The sequence below is a fragment of the Paraburkholderia antibiotica genome, from assembly GCF_012927125.1.
Lineage (GTDB): Bacteria > Pseudomonadota > Gammaproteobacteria > Burkholderiales > Burkholderiaceae > Paraburkholderia > Paraburkholderia antibiotica.
Genome location: NZ_JABBFZ010000013.1, coordinates 1 through 17,845 on the forward strand (window position 1 = coordinate 1; position 17,845 = coordinate 17,845).

The 17,845-nt window shown below is 64.7% G+C and carries 15 protein-coding genes; 7 read left to right on the forward strand and 8 right to left on the reverse strand.

The features are described 5' to 3' along the window. Positions 1–99: 99 nt before the first annotated feature. The 3 genes from HHL14_RS20235 to HHL14_RS20245 form a co-directional block, all read right to left on the reverse strand. Positions 100–1,230, reverse strand: coding sequence for a tyrosine-type recombinase/integrase (locus HHL14_RS20235; RefSeq protein WP_169499401.1), 1,131 nt, complete (start codon positions 1,228–1,230; stop codon positions 100–102). Between the two features lie 133 nt (positions 1,231–1,363). After that, entirely contained in the window at positions 1,364–1,897 is a 534-nt protein-coding gene (locus HHL14_RS20240; protein ID WP_169499402.1) for a single-stranded DNA-binding protein, read from the reverse strand. 151 nt (positions 1,898–2,048) lie between these two features. Beyond that, positions 2,049–3,236 (reverse strand): MFS transporter, encoded by a 1,188-nt coding sequence (locus tag HHL14_RS20245; RefSeq protein WP_169499403.1) that lies wholly within the window; start codon positions 3,234–3,236, stop codon positions 2,049–2,051. A 471-nt stretch (positions 3,237–3,707) separates the two neighbouring features. On the opposite strand from HHL14_RS20245, the gene uvrA reads away from it, so the two are divergent. From uvrA to HHL14_RS20260, 3 genes are all read left to right on the forward strand, one after another. Beyond that, on the forward strand, positions 3,708–6,581 hold the full coding sequence (gene uvrA, locus HHL14_RS20250; RefSeq protein ID WP_169499404.1) for an excinuclease ABC subunit UvrA: 2,874 nt from the start codon (positions 3,708–3,710) through the stop codon (positions 6,579–6,581). A 34-nt stretch (positions 6,582–6,615) separates the two neighbouring features. Then, a complete protein-coding gene (locus HHL14_RS20255) occupies positions 6,616–7,707 on the forward strand; it encodes an AI-2E family transporter (protein WP_169499405.1) in 1,092 nt (363 codons plus the stop codon). Between the two features lie 385 nt (positions 7,708–8,092). Beyond that, entirely contained in the window at positions 8,093–9,316 is a 1,224-nt protein-coding gene (locus HHL14_RS20260; protein ID WP_169499406.1) for a PepSY-associated TM helix domain-containing protein, read from the forward strand. A gap of 79 nt (positions 9,317–9,395) precedes the next feature. Here the strand turns inward: HHL14_RS20260 and purU are convergent, their stop codons facing one another. The 5 genes from purU to HHL14_RS20285 all read right to left on the reverse strand — a co-directional run bounded on the left by purU (position 9,396) and on the right by HHL14_RS20285 (position 14,780). Beyond that, positions 9,396–10,265, reverse strand: coding sequence for a formyltetrahydrofolate deformylase (gene purU / locus HHL14_RS20265; RefSeq protein ID WP_169499407.1), 870 nt, complete (start codon positions 10,263–10,265; stop codon positions 9,396–9,398). A 214-nt stretch (positions 10,266–10,479) separates the two neighbouring features. Next, the gene (locus HHL14_RS20270; protein WP_169499408.1) at positions 10,480–11,346 is read right to left on the reverse strand and encodes an NUDIX hydrolase; all 867 of its coding nucleotides are present in this window, start codon (positions 11,344–11,346) and stop codon (positions 10,480–10,482) included. 108 nt (positions 11,347–11,454) lie between these two features. Beyond that, the gene (locus HHL14_RS20275; RefSeq protein WP_169499409.1) at positions 11,455–12,069 is read right to left on the reverse strand and encodes a LysE family translocator; all 615 of its coding nucleotides are present in this window, start codon (positions 12,067–12,069) and stop codon (positions 11,455–11,457) included. A gap of 10 nt (positions 12,070–12,079) precedes the next feature. Further along, the gene (locus HHL14_RS20280) at positions 12,080–12,646 is read right to left on the reverse strand and encodes an adenine phosphoribosyltransferase (RefSeq protein WP_169499410.1); all 567 of its coding nucleotides are present in this window, start codon (positions 12,644–12,646) and stop codon (positions 12,080–12,082) included. A 127-nt stretch (positions 12,647–12,773) separates the two neighbouring features. Next, positions 12,774–14,780 carry a cation:proton antiporter domain-containing protein gene (locus tag HHL14_RS20285; protein ID WP_169499580.1) on the reverse strand — a complete coding sequence of 669 codons (2,007 nt, stop codon included), beginning with the start codon at positions 14,778–14,780 and terminating at the stop codon, positions 12,774–12,776. Between the two features lie 217 nt (positions 14,781–14,997). Here HHL14_RS20285 and kdsD point away from each other — a divergent pair, with 217 nt between their 5' ends. Genes kdsD through lptA form a run of 4 tightly spaced genes read left to right on the forward strand, consistent with a single transcriptional unit; the run spans position 14,998 to position 17,836 of the window. After that, complete coding sequence (kdsD, locus tag HHL14_RS20290) at positions 14,998–15,981, forward strand: arabinose 5-phosphate isomerase KdsD (protein ID WP_169499411.1); 984 nt, start codon at positions 14,998–15,000, stop codon at positions 15,979–15,981. Continuing rightward, positions 15,981–16,541, forward strand: coding sequence for a KdsC family phosphatase (locus HHL14_RS20295; RefSeq protein ID WP_169499412.1), 561 nt, complete (start codon positions 15,981–15,983; stop codon positions 16,539–16,541). The genes kdsD and HHL14_RS20295 overlap by 1 nt, the downstream gene beginning before the upstream one ends. Beyond that, entirely contained in the window at positions 16,538–17,125 is a 588-nt protein-coding gene (gene lptC, locus HHL14_RS20300) for an LPS export ABC transporter periplasmic protein LptC (RefSeq protein ID WP_169499413.1), read from the forward strand. Before HHL14_RS20295 ends, lptC begins: the two co-directional genes overlap by 4 nt. Before the next feature lie 39 nt (positions 17,126–17,164). After that, complete coding sequence (lptA, locus tag HHL14_RS20305; RefSeq protein WP_169499414.1) at positions 17,165–17,836, forward strand: lipopolysaccharide transport periplasmic protein LptA; 672 nt, start codon at positions 17,165–17,167, stop codon at positions 17,834–17,836. The last annotated feature ends 9 nt before the right edge of the window (positions 17,837–17,845 follow it).

Here is a 17,845-nt window from a genome sequence, read left to right on the forward strand (position 1 = left end):
GTTTGCGCGTGCGTTTCGTTGACAGATCCAGACCAAGGCCAAGTTGTGCCATCACCCACCCCTTAAATTCTCCTGCTCCCAGGATAGTCCACCCTCACATCAATGCCAGGAATTTTGCAGACTTTCCCTAAGGCCCATCGTTTCAGCTTGCTCCGAAAAGCGCTCGTTCCACGTATGTCGCATCACATGGCTCGTCAGCGCTACCGACAAACCCGGGCACGCCTCACGCAATTGCGCGAAGATCTTGTCAATGCTCGACTGGGATAGTGCCTTCCCTTTGCCAGATACGATGACCTGCGGAACAGCACGCGCTGCCTTGATCTTATAGCGCACCTTGTTGATGTGGTTCCACAACACCCTCATGATGACGGGCGTCAGCTCAATCTCACGGTCATATGTCTTCGTGTTGGCTTGGATAGGGCGGGAATCTTCCACTGCATCGGCCCGCCGGATGATGCGCAGCTTCGGTTGGCTCGGATGCAGGTCTCCGATCTGCAAGCCAAGCAGTTCACCACTTCGCATTCCAGTGGCGAGCAGGAGGACAACAATGATCCAGTTACGCTGGCGACCGAAGCCTCGGGCCCATAAGTTTTCTGGTGAATCAGGATGCACCATGCTGACGAGCCGGTCTTGTTCCTCTTGGCTCAGACCTACGCGGGCGTCAAGTTTCGCTCGTCTAGACACAGGGGGTATGTGTTGCCGGAACGCGGTCAGCGCCGGGTCACTCTCCGCCTTGAGTTCCCGTTTTAATTCTTTTGGAAGGGTGGAACCGACGTAGTCGGATATGAAGGCGAGAAAGTCGGCGATGTATCGGAGGCGCGACGCTTGGGTCCCAGGGTCGACAGGCGTACGATCGGCGACATTGCTCTGCCGACGCAGGCCCATTTTTGCAATGTGAATGACGTTGGACTTGCTTTCATCTTGCCCATCCTCATCGAGGTCTCGGGCTCGATACTGGACCGCTGACGCTAGCCGGTTGAGTTCCGCAGCAGTAAGAAATCGCCCCTCTGCCAACCGGTCGAGCAAACTGACCTTCGCCATGTCCAGTTCCCGGTAAAGCAGAGCAAGACTGCAGCAGACGAAGTGAATCGTGTTTGCAGCTCGGCCTCGCTTTCGGAACGTGTCCAGATAGACGGTCACTTCATGAACCGGAAGTCCATAAGGAACCTGTAGAACTGAGCAATGCTCTCCGTTCCGAAAGCGGATTCGCTTCGCGATGTATTGCGGCATCTACCCACCTTTTTTTTCGAGTAGTGGTTCAGTTGTTCATTCAGTAAAGCACAAAAAAATATGTGGGTAAAGAAAAAGCCCGCGCTCCAAGGGAGGGCGGGCTGCTACCAACAAAAAACTGTGTTAGTCAGATTTAGAACGGAATATCGTCATCCATCTCATCGAAGCCGCCGCCAGCCGGCGCGCTCGGACGGCTCGCACCGCCGCCGCTGCTGCCGCCACGCGAACCGCCGCCCGACGACATCGCGCGGCCACCACCGCCGCCACCGCCGCGCTCCATCGGCTCGCCACGGCTATAGCCGCCTTCGTCGCCGCCACCCATCGACGCGCCGCCGCGGCCGCCGAGCATTTGCATCTGTTCAGCGACGATCTCGGTCGAGTAACGATCGGTGCCGTCCTGCGCTTGCCACTTGCGCGTGCGGATGCGGCCTTCGAGGTACACCGACGAGCCTTTCTTCAGATATTCCGACACGATTTCCGCGAGGCGGCCGAAGAACGCGACGCGATGCCACTCGGTGGCTTCCTTCATCTCGCCCGACGCCTTGTCCTTGTAGCGGTCCGTCGTCGCAAGGCGGATGTTCGCCACTGCGTCGCCGCTCGGAAGATAGCGAACTTCCGGATCGGCGCCGAGGTTGCCGACCAGAATGACCTTGTTCACGGATGCCATGAGTTTCTCCTGTTGATTCCTGTTGCAAGCGGCGCGGCACTACGCGATTCGCGTCTCGTGGCCGACCGGCCCGAGACCAGAAACGCGCCCTTGCCCGCCGCCGGTGAGTTCTGGATGATTCGATTGGGGACCTGCCCCGAAATACGCTGTGTCACGCCTTGCGCGGCGGCTGCTTCATCTTTGCGGCGATTATAAGCCAGCAGAACACCAGCCCAGAACACGCGAAAAAGACCGCGCTTTGGCCGTTCACCTTCAGCAGCCAGCCGCCGATCATCCCGCCCATCGCAAGACCGATCGACTGCGTGGTGTTGTACACGCCGGCCGCGGCGCCCTTGCGGGTGCCCGGCGCCAGCTTCGACACCAGCGAAGGCTGCGACGCCTCGAGAATATTGAAGCCGAGAAAGTAGACGAAGAGGATCGCGGCCACACTCAGAATCGTATGCGGAGCCACGCCCAATAACAATTGGCCAAGCAGGATAAGACCGATCGCGGACAGCAGCACGATTTTCATCTTGCCGCGCTTTTCCGCGGCGATGATCGCCGGCACCATCATCACGAACGATAGCCCCATCACCGGCAGATAAACCTTCCAGTGCGACGCGACCGGCAGGCCGCCGGCTTCGAGAATGCGTGGCACGACGAGGAACAGCGCGGTCTGCGTGGCATGCAGCACCAGCACGCCGAAGTTCAGGCGCAGCAGCTCGACGTTGTGCAGCACTTCGGCGAACGGCGCGCGCACGTGCACCGGCTTCGGCGCATCGGGCACGACCCACACCACCAGGCCGATCGCCAGAATCGCGAAGATGCCGACCAGCGTGAAGAGTCCGCTCATGCCGAGCCACTGGAACACGATCGGCGCGCCGACGATCGCCACCGCGAACGAAATGCCGATGCTGCCGCCGACCATCGCCATCGCCTTGGTGCGATGCTCTTCCGAGGTCAGATCGGCGATGAACGCGATCACCGCCGACGAGACGGCGCCCATCCCCTGAATCACCCGGCCGACGATAATCCACGTCATGTCGTGCGCGCCCGCCGCGACGAAGCTGCCGATCGCGAAGATCAGCAGACCCGTGGCGATGACCGGCTTGCGGCCGATCTTGTCGGAGATCCAGCCGTAGAAGATATAGAGCATCGACTGCGTGACGCCGTACGCGCCGAGCGCGATGCCGACGAGCAGCACGTTCTCGCCGCCGGGGATGGTCTTCGCGTAGACCGAGAACACCGGCATGATCATGAACAGACCGAGCATGCGCAGCGCGAAGATGGCGGCAAGCGACACGGTCGCGCGCAACTCGGGCGCACTCATGCGTGTGGAGACGGCGGATGGATTGGACATCGGAAGCGTTGTTTGAATGAGCCGGGCGGCGCGCCGCCCGATGAGCCCGTGGGGATTGCGGTGGCCGCCGGCACGAACGGTTGGGCTGCGCGGACGGCACACGGGCGACGGCTCGCAGCGACAACGCGAAAAAACCGCGCAACAGCCGCGCTCGATCCGCGTGGCACGCGCCGCGGATCCGGCTGCGCCGCCGCACTCCGCCGGCGCTCGCGCTTCGCGATATCCGCGAGGCATCTTGTAGTCGCGGAAAACGGCCCCAGTTAGACCCCTTTCCCGCTGCGCCTCAATGGTGCCCCCAGCGGTGCCCCTGGCGATGCTCCCAACAGTGCCAAACAGCCGCCTTTACAGCTCGCCCCGAACCTGCCCTCGCGCCTCGTTCCCGTTGTCAGGAAGCCGTAACGGCGGTCTGGAAAAGTCGTTATAGTAGCAGGTTTAGCCTCTTCCCCTTTCCGCAGTTCATGGAATAGATCCGTGGAACAAATCCGTATTCGTGGGGCTCGCACCCACAACCTGAAGAACGTCAATCTCGACCTCCCGCGTCACAAGCTCGTCGTCATTACGGGGCTTTCCGGCTCCGGCAAATCGTCGCTGGCGTTCGATACGCTCTATGCGGAAGGGCAGCGGCGCTACGTCGAAAGTCTGTCAGCCTACGCGCGCCAGTTCCTGCAGTTGATGGAAAAGCCGGATGTCGATCTCATCGAAGGATTGTCGCCGGCCATCTCGATCGAGCAGAAGGCGACCTCGCACAATCCGCGCTCGACGGTCGGCACCGTCACCGAAATCCACGACTATCTGCGTCTGCTGTACGCGCGGGTCGGCACGCCCTACTGCCCCGATCACGAGATTCCGCTCGAAGCGCAAAGCGTGTCGCAAATGGTCGACGCGGCGCTCGCGCTGCCGGAAGAAACCCGCCTGATGATCCTCGCGCCGGTCGTGAGCGACCGCAAGGGCGAGCACACCGACCTGTTCGAAGACATGCAGGCGCAGGGCTTCGTGCGCTTTCGCGTGCGCTCGGGCGGCGGCGCCGCCAACGAAGGCACGGCGAAAATCTACGAAGTCGACTCGCTGCCGAAGCTGAAGAAAACCGACAAGCACACGATCGACGTCGTGATCGACCGTCTGCGGGTGCGCCCGGACATGAAGCAGCGTCTGGCCGAGTCGTTCGAAACTGCGCTGCGTCTGGCCGACGGCCGCGCGATCGCGCTCGAAATGGATACGGACAAGGAGCATCTGTTCAGCTCGAAGTTCGCCTGCCCGATCTGCTCGTATTCGCTGCAGGAGCTCGAGCCGCGCCTGTTCTCGTTCAACAACCCGATGGGCGCGTGCCCCGAGTGCGACGGCCTCGGCCAGATCACCTTCTTCGATCCGAAGCGGGTGGTCGCGCATCCGTCGCTGTCGCTCGCGGCGGGCGCGGTGAAGGGCTGGGACCGGCGCAACCAGTTCTACTTCCAGATGCTGCAGAGCCTCGCGGCGTTCTACGACTTCGACATTGATACGGCCTTCGAGGATCTGCCGGAGAAAGTCCGCAAGATCCTGCTGTACGGTTCGGGCAAGCAGGAGATTCCGTTCTCGTACATCAACGAGCGCGGCCGCACTTCCGTGCGCGAGCACGTGTTCGAAGGGATCATCCCGAATCTGGAGCGGCGTTACCGCGAAACCGATTCGGCCGCGGTACGCGAAGAACTCGCGAAGTATCAGAACAACCAGCCGTGCCCGGCCTGCGCGGGCACGCGGCTGCGTCGCGAGGCGCGCTTCGTGCGCATCGGCACGGATGGCGACGCGCGCGGCATCTTCGAGATCAGCGGCTGGCCGCTGCGCGACGCGCTCGGCTATTTCCAGACGCTGCGCCTCGAAGGCTCGAAGCGTGAGATCGCCGACAAGGTCGTGAAAGAGATCGTCGCGCGTCTGATGTTCCTGAATAACGTCGGGCTCGATTACCTGTCGCTCGAGCGCAGCGCGGAAACGCTGTCGGGCGGCGAGGCGCAGCGCATCCGGCTCGCGTCGCAGATCGGCTCGGGCCTGACCGGCGTGATGTACGTGCTCGACGAACCGTCGATCGGTCTGCATCAGCGCGACAACGACCGGCTGATCTCCACGCTCAAGCATCTGCGCGACCTCGGCAACTCGGTGATCGTCGTCGAACACGACGAGGACATGATCCGCATGGCCGACTACGTGGTCGACATGGGGCCGGGCGCGGGCGAGCACGGCGGCATGGTGATCGCCGAGGGCACGCCGAAAGAAGTGCAGAAGAACGCGGCGTCGCTGACCGGGCAGTACATGTCGGGCGCGCGCACGATCGAATTCCCGGACGAGCGCAAGGAGCCCGACGAGCGGCGCCTGCGCATCGTCGAGGCGCACGGCAACAATCTGCACAACGTGACGCTCGATCTGCCGGTGGGGCTGCTCACCTGCGTGACCGGCGTGTCCGGCTCGGGCAAGTCGACGCTGATCAACGACACGCTCTACCACGCGGTCGCGCATCACCTGTACGGCTCGTCCACGGAGCCGGCGCCGTACGAGTCGATCGAGGGCCTCGAGCACTTCGACAAGGTGATCAACGTCGACCAGTCGCCGATCGGCCGCACGCCGCGTTCGAATCCGGCCACCTATACCGGTCTTTTCACGCCGATCCGCGAACTGTTCGCGGGCGTGCCGGCCGCCAAGGAACGCGGCTACGATCCGGGCCGCTTCTCGTTCAACGTGAAGGGCGGGCGCTGCGAATCCTGCCAGGGCGACGGCGTGCTGAAGGTCGAGATGCACTTCCTGCCCGACGTCTACGTGCCGTGCGACGTCTGCCACGGCAAGCGCTACAACCGCGAAACGCTCGACGTCCAGTACAAGGGCAGCAATATCAGCGAAGTGCTCGACATGACGGTCGAACACGCCTATGAGTTCTTCAAGGCCGTGCCGGTCGTCGCGCGCAAGCTGAAAACTTTGCTGGACGTGGGTCTCGGCTATATCCGCCTGGGGCAATCGGCCACTACACTGTCGGGCGGCGAGGCGCAGCGCGTGAAGCTGTCGCTGGAACTGAGCAAGCGCGACACCGGTCGCACGCTATACATCCTTGACGAACCGACCACCGGCCTGCATTTTCACGATATCGCGCTGCTGCTGGAGGTGATTCACCGGTTACGCGACCAGGGTAATACCGTCGTGATCATCGAACATAATCTCGATGTCATCAAAACCGCCGACTGGGTCATCGATCTCGGTCCGGAAGGCGGCGCGGGCGGCGGGCAGATCGTCGCCCAGGGTACGCCCGAGCAGGTCGCGAAGTCGAAGGCAAGTTTTACCGGCAAGTACCTGGCGCCGCTGCTCAAGCGCACCGCCAGCATAAAGTAACGCTGCACTACCGAGGTTGGAGACGGGATAAGCCATGGCCAAGCGTAATCAGGCGCGCGACGACGAAGGCGACCGGGTGCAGGATCTGCGCCCGCGCCCGGTCAGGCTGACGAGCGACATGAGTCTGCCGAAACTGTCGGCGGTCGAGATCGGCAGCTATGTGGTGATGCTGCTCGGCATGTGGGCGGTGATCGCACTGCATCTGCTCGGCGCGCTGCTCGCCGGGCTGCTGGTGTTCCAGCTCGTGCATACGATCGCGCCGCGCATCGAGCGCCACATGTCGAGCAAGCGGGCGCGCTGGCTCGCGGTGGTATTTCTGTCGACGGTGATCGTCGGTGCGTTGGCGGGGCTCACGCTCGGCATCATTACGCATTTCGAAAACGACATGCCGAGCGCGCAGAAGCTGCTCGATCAGGCGATGCAGCTGATCGACCAGACGCGCGGGCGGATCCCGCAGTTCGTCGCCAGCTATCTGCCCGTCGACACCGAGCAGATGAAGGCCCGCGCCGCCGAGCTGATGCAGACCCACGCGAACATGCTGCAGCAAAGCGGCACGACCGCGGCGCGCGCATTCACGCACGTGCTGCTGGGCATGATCATCGGCGCGATCATCGCGGTCGGCGCGCAGCACCATATCCAGCGGTTGCCGCTGTCCACCGCGTTCGTCACGCGCGTGTCGCGTTTCGCCGACGCGTTTCGCCGCATCGTGTTCGCGCAGGTGAAGATTTCGGCGCTCAACGCCGTCTTCACCGCGATCTTCCTGCTGGTGATCCTGCCGATCTTCCACGACACGTTGCCGCTGTCGAAAACGCTGGTGCTGGTGACGTTCATCGTCGGCTTGCTGCCGGTCATTGGCAATCTGATCTCGAACACGATCATCGTCGCGGTCGCGCTGTCGGTGAGCTTTCCGGCGGCGATCATGTCGCTCGTGTTCCTGATCCTGATCCACAAGCTCGAGTACTTCCTGAACGCGCGGATCGTCGGCGGACAGATCGAGGCGCGCGCGTGGGAGCTGCTGATCGCGATGCTCGTGATGGAAGCGGCGTTCGGCATCGCCGGCGTGATCGCGGCGCCGATTTTCTACGCGTACATCAAGCGCGAGCTGATTTATTTGCGGCTGGTTTGAACGTTCGGACCGGGCGAGCCGTCTGGAGCGGCCGTCGCCCGTGGGTCGTCGGTCGATGGCAAAGCGAAGCGGCACCCGGTGCCGCTTTTTTTTGCGCCTCATGCGCCTCATGCGCCTCATGCGCCTCATGCGCCTCATGCGCCTCATGCGCCTCATGCGCCTCATCCGGCTCGATGCGGCCTCATGCGGCGCCGCAGCCGGGTCGCCGTCGGGGTTTCCGCCGGCTCACAACCCTCGCGCCGCCGACACCCTTCCTGACAGAATACTTGCAGTCAAGCGCACAAGCCCCTAAGATGCGAACAATTCCCATTTACAGAAATGCGCGCATCGTGACGTTCCTCCCGCCCCTCTGCCCCAGTTCCCGCTATTCGTCGCCGGCCCCCGCATGAGACGCCAGTTCGTCCGTCTGCACCGCTGGTTCGGCATCGCGACCGCCCTGTTCCTGTTCGTGGCCGGCCTCACCGGCGCGATCATCGCGTGGGACCATGAGCTCGATTCCGCGCTGAACCCGTCGTTCTATCAGGCCCGCACGGCCGGCCCGACGCTGTCGAGCCTCGAACTGGCGAATCGCGTCGAAGCCGCCGATCCGCGCCTGCAGGTCACCTATCTGCCGCTCGCGGTCGAACCGGGCCATACGCTGCAGATGATGGTGCTGCCGCGCACCGACCCGGCGACCCGGCAGCCCTACCCGCTCGACTTCAACCAGGTCGCCGTCGATCCCGTCACCGGTGAGATCCAGGGACGCCGCGAATGGGGCGCCGTATCGCTCGCGCGCCTCAACCTGATTCCGTTCATCTACAAGCTGCATTACACGCTGCATCTGCCGTTCGCCGGCGGCTTCGACACCGGCACGTGGCTGATGGGGATCGTCGGTATCGTGTGGCTGTTCGACAGCATGATCGCGCTGTGGCTGTCGTTTCCGAGCCTGAAGGCGTGGCGCAAGTCGCTCGCGTTCCGCCTGAAGCGCGGCGGCTACGCGCTGACGTTCGACCTGCACCGCTCCGGCGGCGTGTGGATCTGGGGCCTGCTGATGATCGTCGCGCTGACGTCGATCTCGATGAACCTGCCGTCGCAAGTGGTTCGGCCGATCGTCTCGCGCATCTCGACGCTCACGCCCGATCCGATCAACAACCCGGAAATCCTGCGCAAGCCGCAACCGGGCGATCAAACGCTGAGCCGCGAGCGCATCGTCGAACTCGCCGGACAGGCCGCCAAAGACAAGCAGCTCACCGCGCCGCCGGGCGGCCTCTACTACGCGCAACTGCTGCACACGTACGGCATCGGCTACTTCACAGCCGGCAACGATCACGGCAGCGGTCTCGGCAACGCGTGGCTCTATTGGGACGCCGTGACCGGCAAGCCGCTCGCCGCGCAGATTCCCGGCAGAGGCACGGCCGGCGACATCTTCATGCAGTTGCAATTCCCGCTGCACTCGGGGCGTATTCTTGGGCTGGGCGGGCGGATTCTGATCAGCGCGGTGGGCGTCGCGGTCGCCACGCTGAGCGTGACCGGACTGCTGATCTGGCTGAAGAAACTGAACGGACGTCGGCGCTCCGCGCAAAACGCGAATCTCGCGCGCGATGCGGGTGGCGCGGCGGCGCGCCCGTAGGAAGGAACTACGAAGAGAAACTCGAAGAGAAGCAAAATTGCGCCGGCCTCGACCGGCGCAATTTCATTGGCACACCGTTTTAACGGAACACCACCGTCTTGCTGCCGTTCAGCACGACGCGATGCTCGACGTGCCATTTCACCGCGCGCGCCAGCGTCACGCACTCGACGTCGCGACCGATCGCGGTCAGTTGCTCCGGCGCCATGCTGTGGTCCACGCGCTCGACTTCCTGCTCGATGATCGGGCCTTCGTCGAGGTCTGTCGTCACGTAGTGGGCGGTCGCGCCGATCAGCTTCACGCCGCGATCGAACGCCTGGTAGTACGGCTTCGCACCCTTGAAGCTCGGCAGGAACGAGTGATGGATGTTGATCGCGCGGCCGGCCAGCGCTTCGCACAGGTTCGGCGACAGGATCTGCATGTAACGCGCGAGCACCACCAGATCGGCCTGATGTTCGTTGATCACTTCGAGCACGCGCGCTTCCTGCGCGGCCTTCGCGTCGGGCGTGCCGCCGGGCAGCGGGAAGTGATGGAACGGAATGTCGTAGCTCGCGGCGAGCTGGTAGAACTCCTTGTGGTTCGAGATGATCGCCGGGATGTCGATGTTCAGCTGACCGGTGCGATAGCGGAACAGCAGATCGTTCAGACAGTGACCGATCTTCGACACCATGATGACGACGCGCGGCTTCACGTTCGCGTCGTGCAACTCCCAGCTCATGCCGAACTGCTCGGCCAGCGTCACGAACGACGCGCGCAGCGCCTCGAGACCCGGATCGCCGCCCACCTGCTGAAAATGCACGCGCATAAAGAACTCGCCAGTGCGGCTGTCGCCGAACTGCGCGGAGTCGAGAATATTGCTGCCACGCTCGAACAGAAAGCCCGACACGGCGTGAACGATGCCGGGCCGGTCGGCGCACGACAGTTTGAGGATAAAGCTGTGATCGGTCGACATGACCTCGGTGACTCCCTTCTTCAATGCGTGGTTTGTTTCGGTGTGCTGTCTGGCGATGCCGGGTGCCGCGGGTGCTTCGGCGCTTCACGGGCCTTGGCGGGTTTGCGGCTCAGGTTCAGGCCTAAGCTCATGCTCACGTTCGGGCCCTGCTCCGCCCCGGCCGCTCACGCCGCCAGAACCGAACGCCCGCACGCGCCGCCCGCCACCCGCTACGTCAGCCCAGTGCCGGCGGCACGAACAACGCGTCGATGCCCGCACACGCCTCTTCGTCGATCCAGCGTCGGCGCAACAGGCAATCGAGCGTCGCGAGGCTCGCGTCGACCGTCATCGCGTCTTCCTCGATCCAGCGCGCGACTTCGTCGATGCGCGCGAGCCGGTGCTCGCCGACTTCGCCGTCCTGATTGCGCGGCGCGAAATCGGTGGGCAGCGCGAGATCGTAGATGAAGATCTGCTCGGCCTGCGTGCCCTCCGGCAACGATTGCAGCACATGCGCGGTACGGCCCGCCGTCGCGCGCGCGGCGATCTCCGCCGGAATGCCCGCCTCTTCCCAGCACTCCTTGACGATCGTCTCGGCGACGCCGAAGCCCCAGCCAATCCCGCCCGCGACGACGTTATCCAGCATGCCGGGATCGGTCGCCTTGGTGTCGCTGCGGCGCGCGATCCACAACTGCGGCGCCCCGCCAGAGGACGCCCCGCCATCCGCGTATTCTACGACGCCGTTCAGATGCACCGCGTAGGTCATCGTGCCGAAGAAGCGCGACGCCGCGCGTTCGATGTACGCGAGCGGCGGCGCGTCGAACGCGTTGCGGATCGCGTAGGTTTCATCACGCCAGCCGGGAATGCGGCCGTCGGCGGCGAGCGCGCCGATCACGGAAGCGAGCGCGGCGCTGCGCAGATCGACGCTATCGAAGCCCGGCACGAGCGTCACGTGCGCGGCGTCGATCTCGAATACGTCGGGCCAGCGCGCGAGCAGCGGCACATCGCTTTCGCGAATCCAGCCAACCCGCTCGGCGCCGATCAGAAACGGCCGATGCGCGTTCGCGTCGAAGCGGCGCGCGGCGGTGATGCAAGGCAAGCTCATCGAAAACTCCAGACTGTCCGCCGTCGCGGGCGGATCGGGGCAAAGCGGAAACGGACGCGTAGCGCCAGCGCGTTAGACGGATTAGACGCGTTAGTCGCGTCAGACGCTTCAGTCGCGCAACGCGACGCGAATGCCGATCGCGATAAAAGTCGCGCCGGCCAGGCGATCGAGCCACACGCCGACGCGCGGCCGCCGCCGCAGCCAGCCGCCGATCATCCCCGCGCACACGCCGAACAGCGAAAACACCACGACCGTCTGCAGCATGAACAGCACGCCGAGTTCGAGCATCTGCACCGTCACGCTCTGCACGCCATTCGGCTGCACGAACTGCGGCAGGAACACGACGAAAAACAGCGTGACCTTCGGGTTCATCAGGTTGCCGAGCACGCTCTGGCGGAACACCGAGAGAAGCGGCTGCGGCGCGCGCTGATGGGCGGTCGCGAGCCCCTGGCTGCGCAACGCCTTGATGCCGATCCACACCAGATACGCGGCGCCGGCGAGTTTGATCGCCTCGAACGCGAGCGGCGACGAGCGCAGCAACGCGGCGACGCCGAGCGCGGCGAGCGTCGTGTGAAAGGTGATGCCGGCGGCAAAGCCGAGCGCCGCGACGAGACCGGCCGCGCGGCCCTGCGAGATGCCGCGCGCGAGCACCTGCAGGTTGTCCGGGCCGGGCGCCACCGTGATCGCGATCGAGGTGACGAGAAACAGCAGGAAGTTGGGCATCGGAATGACCTCAATGCCCGTCGAAACTCGTCACCGTGTACAACTCGAGGCCGCCGTCGCGCAGCAGCTTCGAGCCGCCGAGTTCCGGCAGGTCGACGATCGCCGCGCCTTCCACAACGGTCGCGCCGAGTCGTTCGAGCAACATTTTGCCGGCCATCATCGTGCCGCCGGTCGCGATCAGGTCGTCGATGATCACGACGCGGTCGCCGGGTCCACACGCGTCCTCGTGAATCTCGACGGTCGCGGTGCCGTATTCGAGCTCGTACGACTGCGAAATCCGCTTGTACGGCAGCTTGCCCGCCTTGCGGATCGGAATGAAGCCGAGGCTCAGCTCGTGCGCGACGATCGGCCCGATGATGAAGCCGCGCGCATCGAGCCCGGCAATGTAGTCGAGCTTCGCGTCGATATAGCGCTGCACGAACAGATCGATCAGCACGCGCAGCGACTTCGGCTCGCGCAGGAGCGGGGTGATGTCGCGGAACTGCACGCCCGGCTGCGGCCAGTCGGGCACCGTGCGGATGTGACTTCTGATGTAATCGGCCGCATCGAGCGGCGCGCTCTCGAGCGCGTTGGACATGATGACTCCGGATGGACCTCGCAGGGTCCGGTGAAAAGCTTGAATCGGGGTGGCCCGGCAAAACCGGGCTCAGTTCCTGGCGCCCGCTGCCTGAGCTCATTTCACGAACTCAGGTGAGGCGCCCACATCAGGCCGCGGCGGCGCCCGCGCGGCGTTGTTTTTTCGACAGCCGTTCCTCGGCTTGCGCCAGTTGCTCGGGCAAACCGCGCAATACGACGATGTCGCTCGCGCGCAGTTTCGTCGACGGGTCCGGCTCGACACCGCGGATGCCATGGCGGCGGATCGCGGTCACGTCGACGCCGAGCTCGAACAGGCCCAGTTCCGCGAGCGTTCGGCCGACCGCGTCGGCACTCTCGTCGACCGGCACCGATTGTAGCCGCACCTGTTCATGGCCGTCGTCGTCATCGACGTCGTCGGCGCCGTGGAAATAGCCGCGCAGCAGCGAGTAGCGCTCGTCGCGCATCTCCTCGACGCGCCGCACCACGCGCCGCATCGGCACGCCCATCACCACCAGCGTGTGCGACGCGAGCATCAGGCTGCCCTCGACGATCTCCGGAATCACCTCGGTCGCGCCTGCGGCCAGCAGCTTTTCCAGATCGGCGTCGTCGACGGTACGCACGATGACCGGCAGCGTCGGTTCCATCTCGTGGATGTTGTGCAGCACGCGCAATGCCGACGGCGTGTTCGCGTAGGTGATCGCGATCGCGGCCGCGCGATGCAGACCGGCCGCGAGCAGCGACTCGCGCCGCCCGGCGTCGCCGAACACGACCGATTCGCCGGCCGCCGCCGCCGCCGCGACGCGGTCCGGGTCGAGGTCGAGCGCGACATACGAGAGGCCTTCGTGTTCGAGCATGCGCGCGAGGTTCTGGCCCGAGCGGCCGTACCCGCAGATGATCACGTGACCGCTCTGCTTCAGGCTTTGCGTCGCGATGCGGGTCATCTGCAGCGACTGCATCATCCATTCGGTCGACGACAGCCGCAGCACGATGCGGTCGGCGTTCTGGATCATGAACGGCGCGGCGAGCATCGACAGCAGCATCGCCGCGAGAATCGCCTGCAGCAGCGTCGCGTCGACCAGATGGCGGTCGAGGATCAGGTTCAGCAGCACGAAGCCGAACTCGCCCGCCTGCGCGAGGCCGATACCGGTGCGCATCGCAACGCCCGGCGTCGCGCCGAAGAGCCGCGCGAGGCCGGTAATCATGACCGCCTTCAGCAGCACCGGGCCGAGGAAGAAACCAAGCACGATGAGCGGATGCTTCCAGATCACTTCCGGATTGAGCAGCATCCCGGTGGTCACGAAGAACAGGCCGAGCAGCACGTCGCGAAACGGCTTGATGTCCTCCTCGACCTGATGCCGGTACGGCGTCTCGGCGATCAGCATGCCGGCGATGAACGCGCCGAGCGCGAGCGACAGACCGAATTTGTCGGTGATGAACGCGGCCCCGAGCGTGACCAGCAGCAGGTTCAGGATGAACAGCTCCTGCGAGCGGCGCCGCGCGACCACGTTGAACCAGCGCGTCATGAAGCTCTGCCCGACGATCAGCAGCAGCGCCAGCGCGACGACGATCTTGATCGCCGCGATGCCGAGCGCGCTGACCAGATTCTCGGAGCGCCCGCCGAGCGCGGAGATGATGATCAGGAGCGGCACCACCGCCAGATCCTGAAACAGCAGCACGCCGAAGATGTTGCGGCCATGCTCGGTCTCGATCTCGAGCCGCTCCGCGAGCATCTTGCTGACGATCGCCGTCGACGACATCGCCAGCGCGCCGCCCAGCGCGACGCTCGCCTGCCACGTGATGTGCACCCAGCGCTCCAGCACGAAGCCGAGCGACACCGCCACCGCGATGGTGCCGATCACCTGCAGCAGGCCGAGGCCGAACACGAGCCGGCGCATCGAGCGCAGTTTGGACAGCGAGAACTCGAGGCCGATCGAGAACATCAGGAACACGACGCCGAATTCCGCCAGATTCTGCGCGCCGGCCGAATCGGGAATCAGCCCGAACGCGTGCGGACCGACGATGATGCCGACCGTCAGATAGCCGAGCATCGGCGGCAGATTCAGGAAGCGAAAGACCACCACGCCCGCCACCGATGCCAGCAGCAGGAACAGCGTCATCTCGAGCGGCGAGATCATCGGCAAAAACGCATGGGTGAAGCGTCCTCGTTCGTCAGCGGAACCATGCACGAGCGCGCCGTGCGACAAGGTTGATTGGGCCGGTAAAAAAGCTGCCAAAAGCCGGCCGGATAGCGGCAAAACGGCTGAAAAAGAGGTTGTCGACAGGCTGATGGAGACAGCCGCCCGGCACAGCGGGCCCGGCGCGGCGAACAGGCGCCTTTGCTATACTCCGCGCATGATAGCGAAAATCAATGGCGACAGGGCACTTGCGCTTGCTCGCGACGTGCTCGACATCGAAGCGGACGCCGTGCGCGCGCTTCGCGAGCAGCTCGACGGCAGTTTCGTCGGCGCAGTCGATCTCATTCTGGGATGCCGCGGCCGCGTGGTCGTTTCCGGCATCGGCAAATCCGGCCATGTGGCCCGCAAGCTCGCGGCCACGCTGGCCAGCACTGGCACGCCCGCGTTCTTCGTGCATCCCGCGGAAGCGAGCCATGGCGATCTCGGCATGGTCACCACCGACGACGTCTTCCTCGCGCTGTCCAACTCCGGCGAAACCGAAGAACTCGTGGCGATCCTGCCGCTCATCAAGCGGATCGGCGCGAAGCTGATCGCGATGACCGGCCGTCCGGGCTCGAGCCTCGCGCAGCTGGCCAACGTGCATCTGAATTCCGGCGTCGCGAAAGAAGCCTGCCCGATGAATCTCGCGCCGACCGCCAGCACCACCGCCGCGCTCGCGCTCGGCGATGCGCTCGCGGTGGCGGTGCTCGACGCGCGCGGCTTCGGCCGCGACGACTTCGCGCGCTCGCATCCGGGCGGCGCGCTCGGCCGGCGGCTGCTCACTTATGTACGCGACGTGATGCGCACCGGCGACCAGTTGCCGCAGGTTACGCCCGAGGCGACCGTCAGCGATGCGCTCTTCCAGTTGACCGCGAAGCGCATGGGCATGACCTCGGTCGTCGACCACGAAGGCCGTGTGACCGGCATCTTCACCGACGGCGACCTGCGCCGCGTGCTCGAGCGCGACGGCGATTTCCGCCATTTGCCGATCGCTTCGGTGATGACCGCCAGCCCGCGCACGATCGGCCCGGACCAACTCGCGGTCGAAGCCGTGGAACTGATGGAGCGCTATCGCATCAATCAGATGCTGGTCGTCGACGAAACGGGCAAGCTGATCGGCGCGCTCAACATGCACGACCTGTTCTCGAAGAAGGTGATCTGATGGCCGTGGCCCCTCCTACCGCTACCGAACGCGCCAGCCGCGTCAAGCTGATGATTTTCGACGTCGACGGCGTGCTGACCGACGGCGGCCTGCTGTTCACGGCGGAAGGCGACACGATGAAAGGCTTCAACTCGATGGACGGCCACGGCATGAAGCTGCTGCGCGAGGCCGGCATCGATACGGCGATCATCACCGGGCGCAAGTCCGGCATCGTGGCGGCGCGGGTGAAGGACCTGAACGTCTCGCACGTCTACCAGGGCGTGCAGGACAAGCCGGCGGCGTTCGCCGACCTGCTGCAAAAAACCGGCCTCAACGCCGGGGACTGCGGCTACATGGGCGACGACTGGGTCGATCTCGCGGTGATGCTGCGCGTCGGCTTCGCGGCCGCGCCGGCCAATTCGCATCCCGAAGTGATTGCTCGCGCACATTGGGTCAGCGAGGCGCGCGGCGGCTACGGCGCGGCGCGCGAAGTGTGCGACGCGCTGCTGCGCGCGCAGCACAAATATGAAGCGCTGCTTGCGGTGGCATGCAGCGGCGAGCAGCGGGGCCTCGTCGGATGAACCAGTTTCGCCTCACTTCGCTGATCCCGCTCGTCGCGATGGCGGCGCTCGCCGGTATCACCTGGTGGCTGCTGCAAGCCACGCTGCCGCGCAAGACGGACAACGAGGTGCGTCCCAAGGAACACACGCCGGACTACTTCGCCGACAACTTCTCGGTTTCCGAACTCGACCAGTCGGGCGCGACGCAGTACCGGCTGACCGCGCAGTCGTTGATCCACTACGAGGACAACGAAATGAGCGATCTCGTCAAGCCGGCGATGCGCGCATTCCAGCCCGGCAAGCCGATCGTCACCGCGACCGGCGACACCGGCACGGTCAACGCGGATGCATCGATCGTCAATCTGTACGGCAACGCGCGCATCCTGCGTGCGCCGGGCAACGGCGATCCGCAGATGCAGGCCGATTCCGAGCATTTCAGGGTCCTCGTCAACGACGATGTGATCGAGACTGAAAAGCCAGTTAAACTGCAGCGCGGCATGTCGGTGATGACTGCCAGCGGCATGAAATACAACAATGTCACCCGGTTTATGCAGCTGTTCGGCAATGTAAGAGGCGCCATCGCCGCGTCCGACGCCGGCAGCTAATCCAGGGCAAACCGGGCCATCCATTCCAGGCGTGACTGCATGAACGAATCGCTTCCCCGTTTTGATACCGGCCGCTCGCGCGCGCTGTCCGCGTGCCGCGCCGGGCTCGCCGCGCTCGTCGTCGCGTTGCCGCTCGTCGGCTTCGCGCCGCTCGCGCACGCAGACCGCGCCGACAAGGACAAGCCGCTGAACATCGAAGCGGACAACATGACTTACGACGACCTGCGGCAGGTCAGCATCTTCACCGGCCACGTGGTCGCCACCAAAGGCACGATCCTGATCAAGGCCGACCGCGTCGAGGTGTCGCAAGACCCGCAGGGTTATCAGTACGCGACCGGCACGTCGAGCGGCAGCAATCTGTCGTACTTCCGCCAGAAGCGCGAAGGGCTCGACGAGTACATCGAAGGCACGGCCGTGCGAATCGACTACGACGGCAAGCAGGATCTGACCACGCTGACCACCAACGCGACGGTGCGTCGTCTGCAAGGTCTGACGACGCTGCTCGATACGGTGCGCGGCAGCGTGATCACGTATGACGGCCAGAACGACTTCTATACCGCGAAGGCGGGCAAGGACGTCGCCGGGCCGGGCAATCCGACGGGCCGCGTGCGCGCGATGCTGACGCCGCGCAACGCCGGCGCGGCGCCGCTGACCGGCGCGTCGGCCGTGCTCGCCCCGTCCAACTCGATCCAGGGAGCGCCGAACCAGTGAGCACCATCA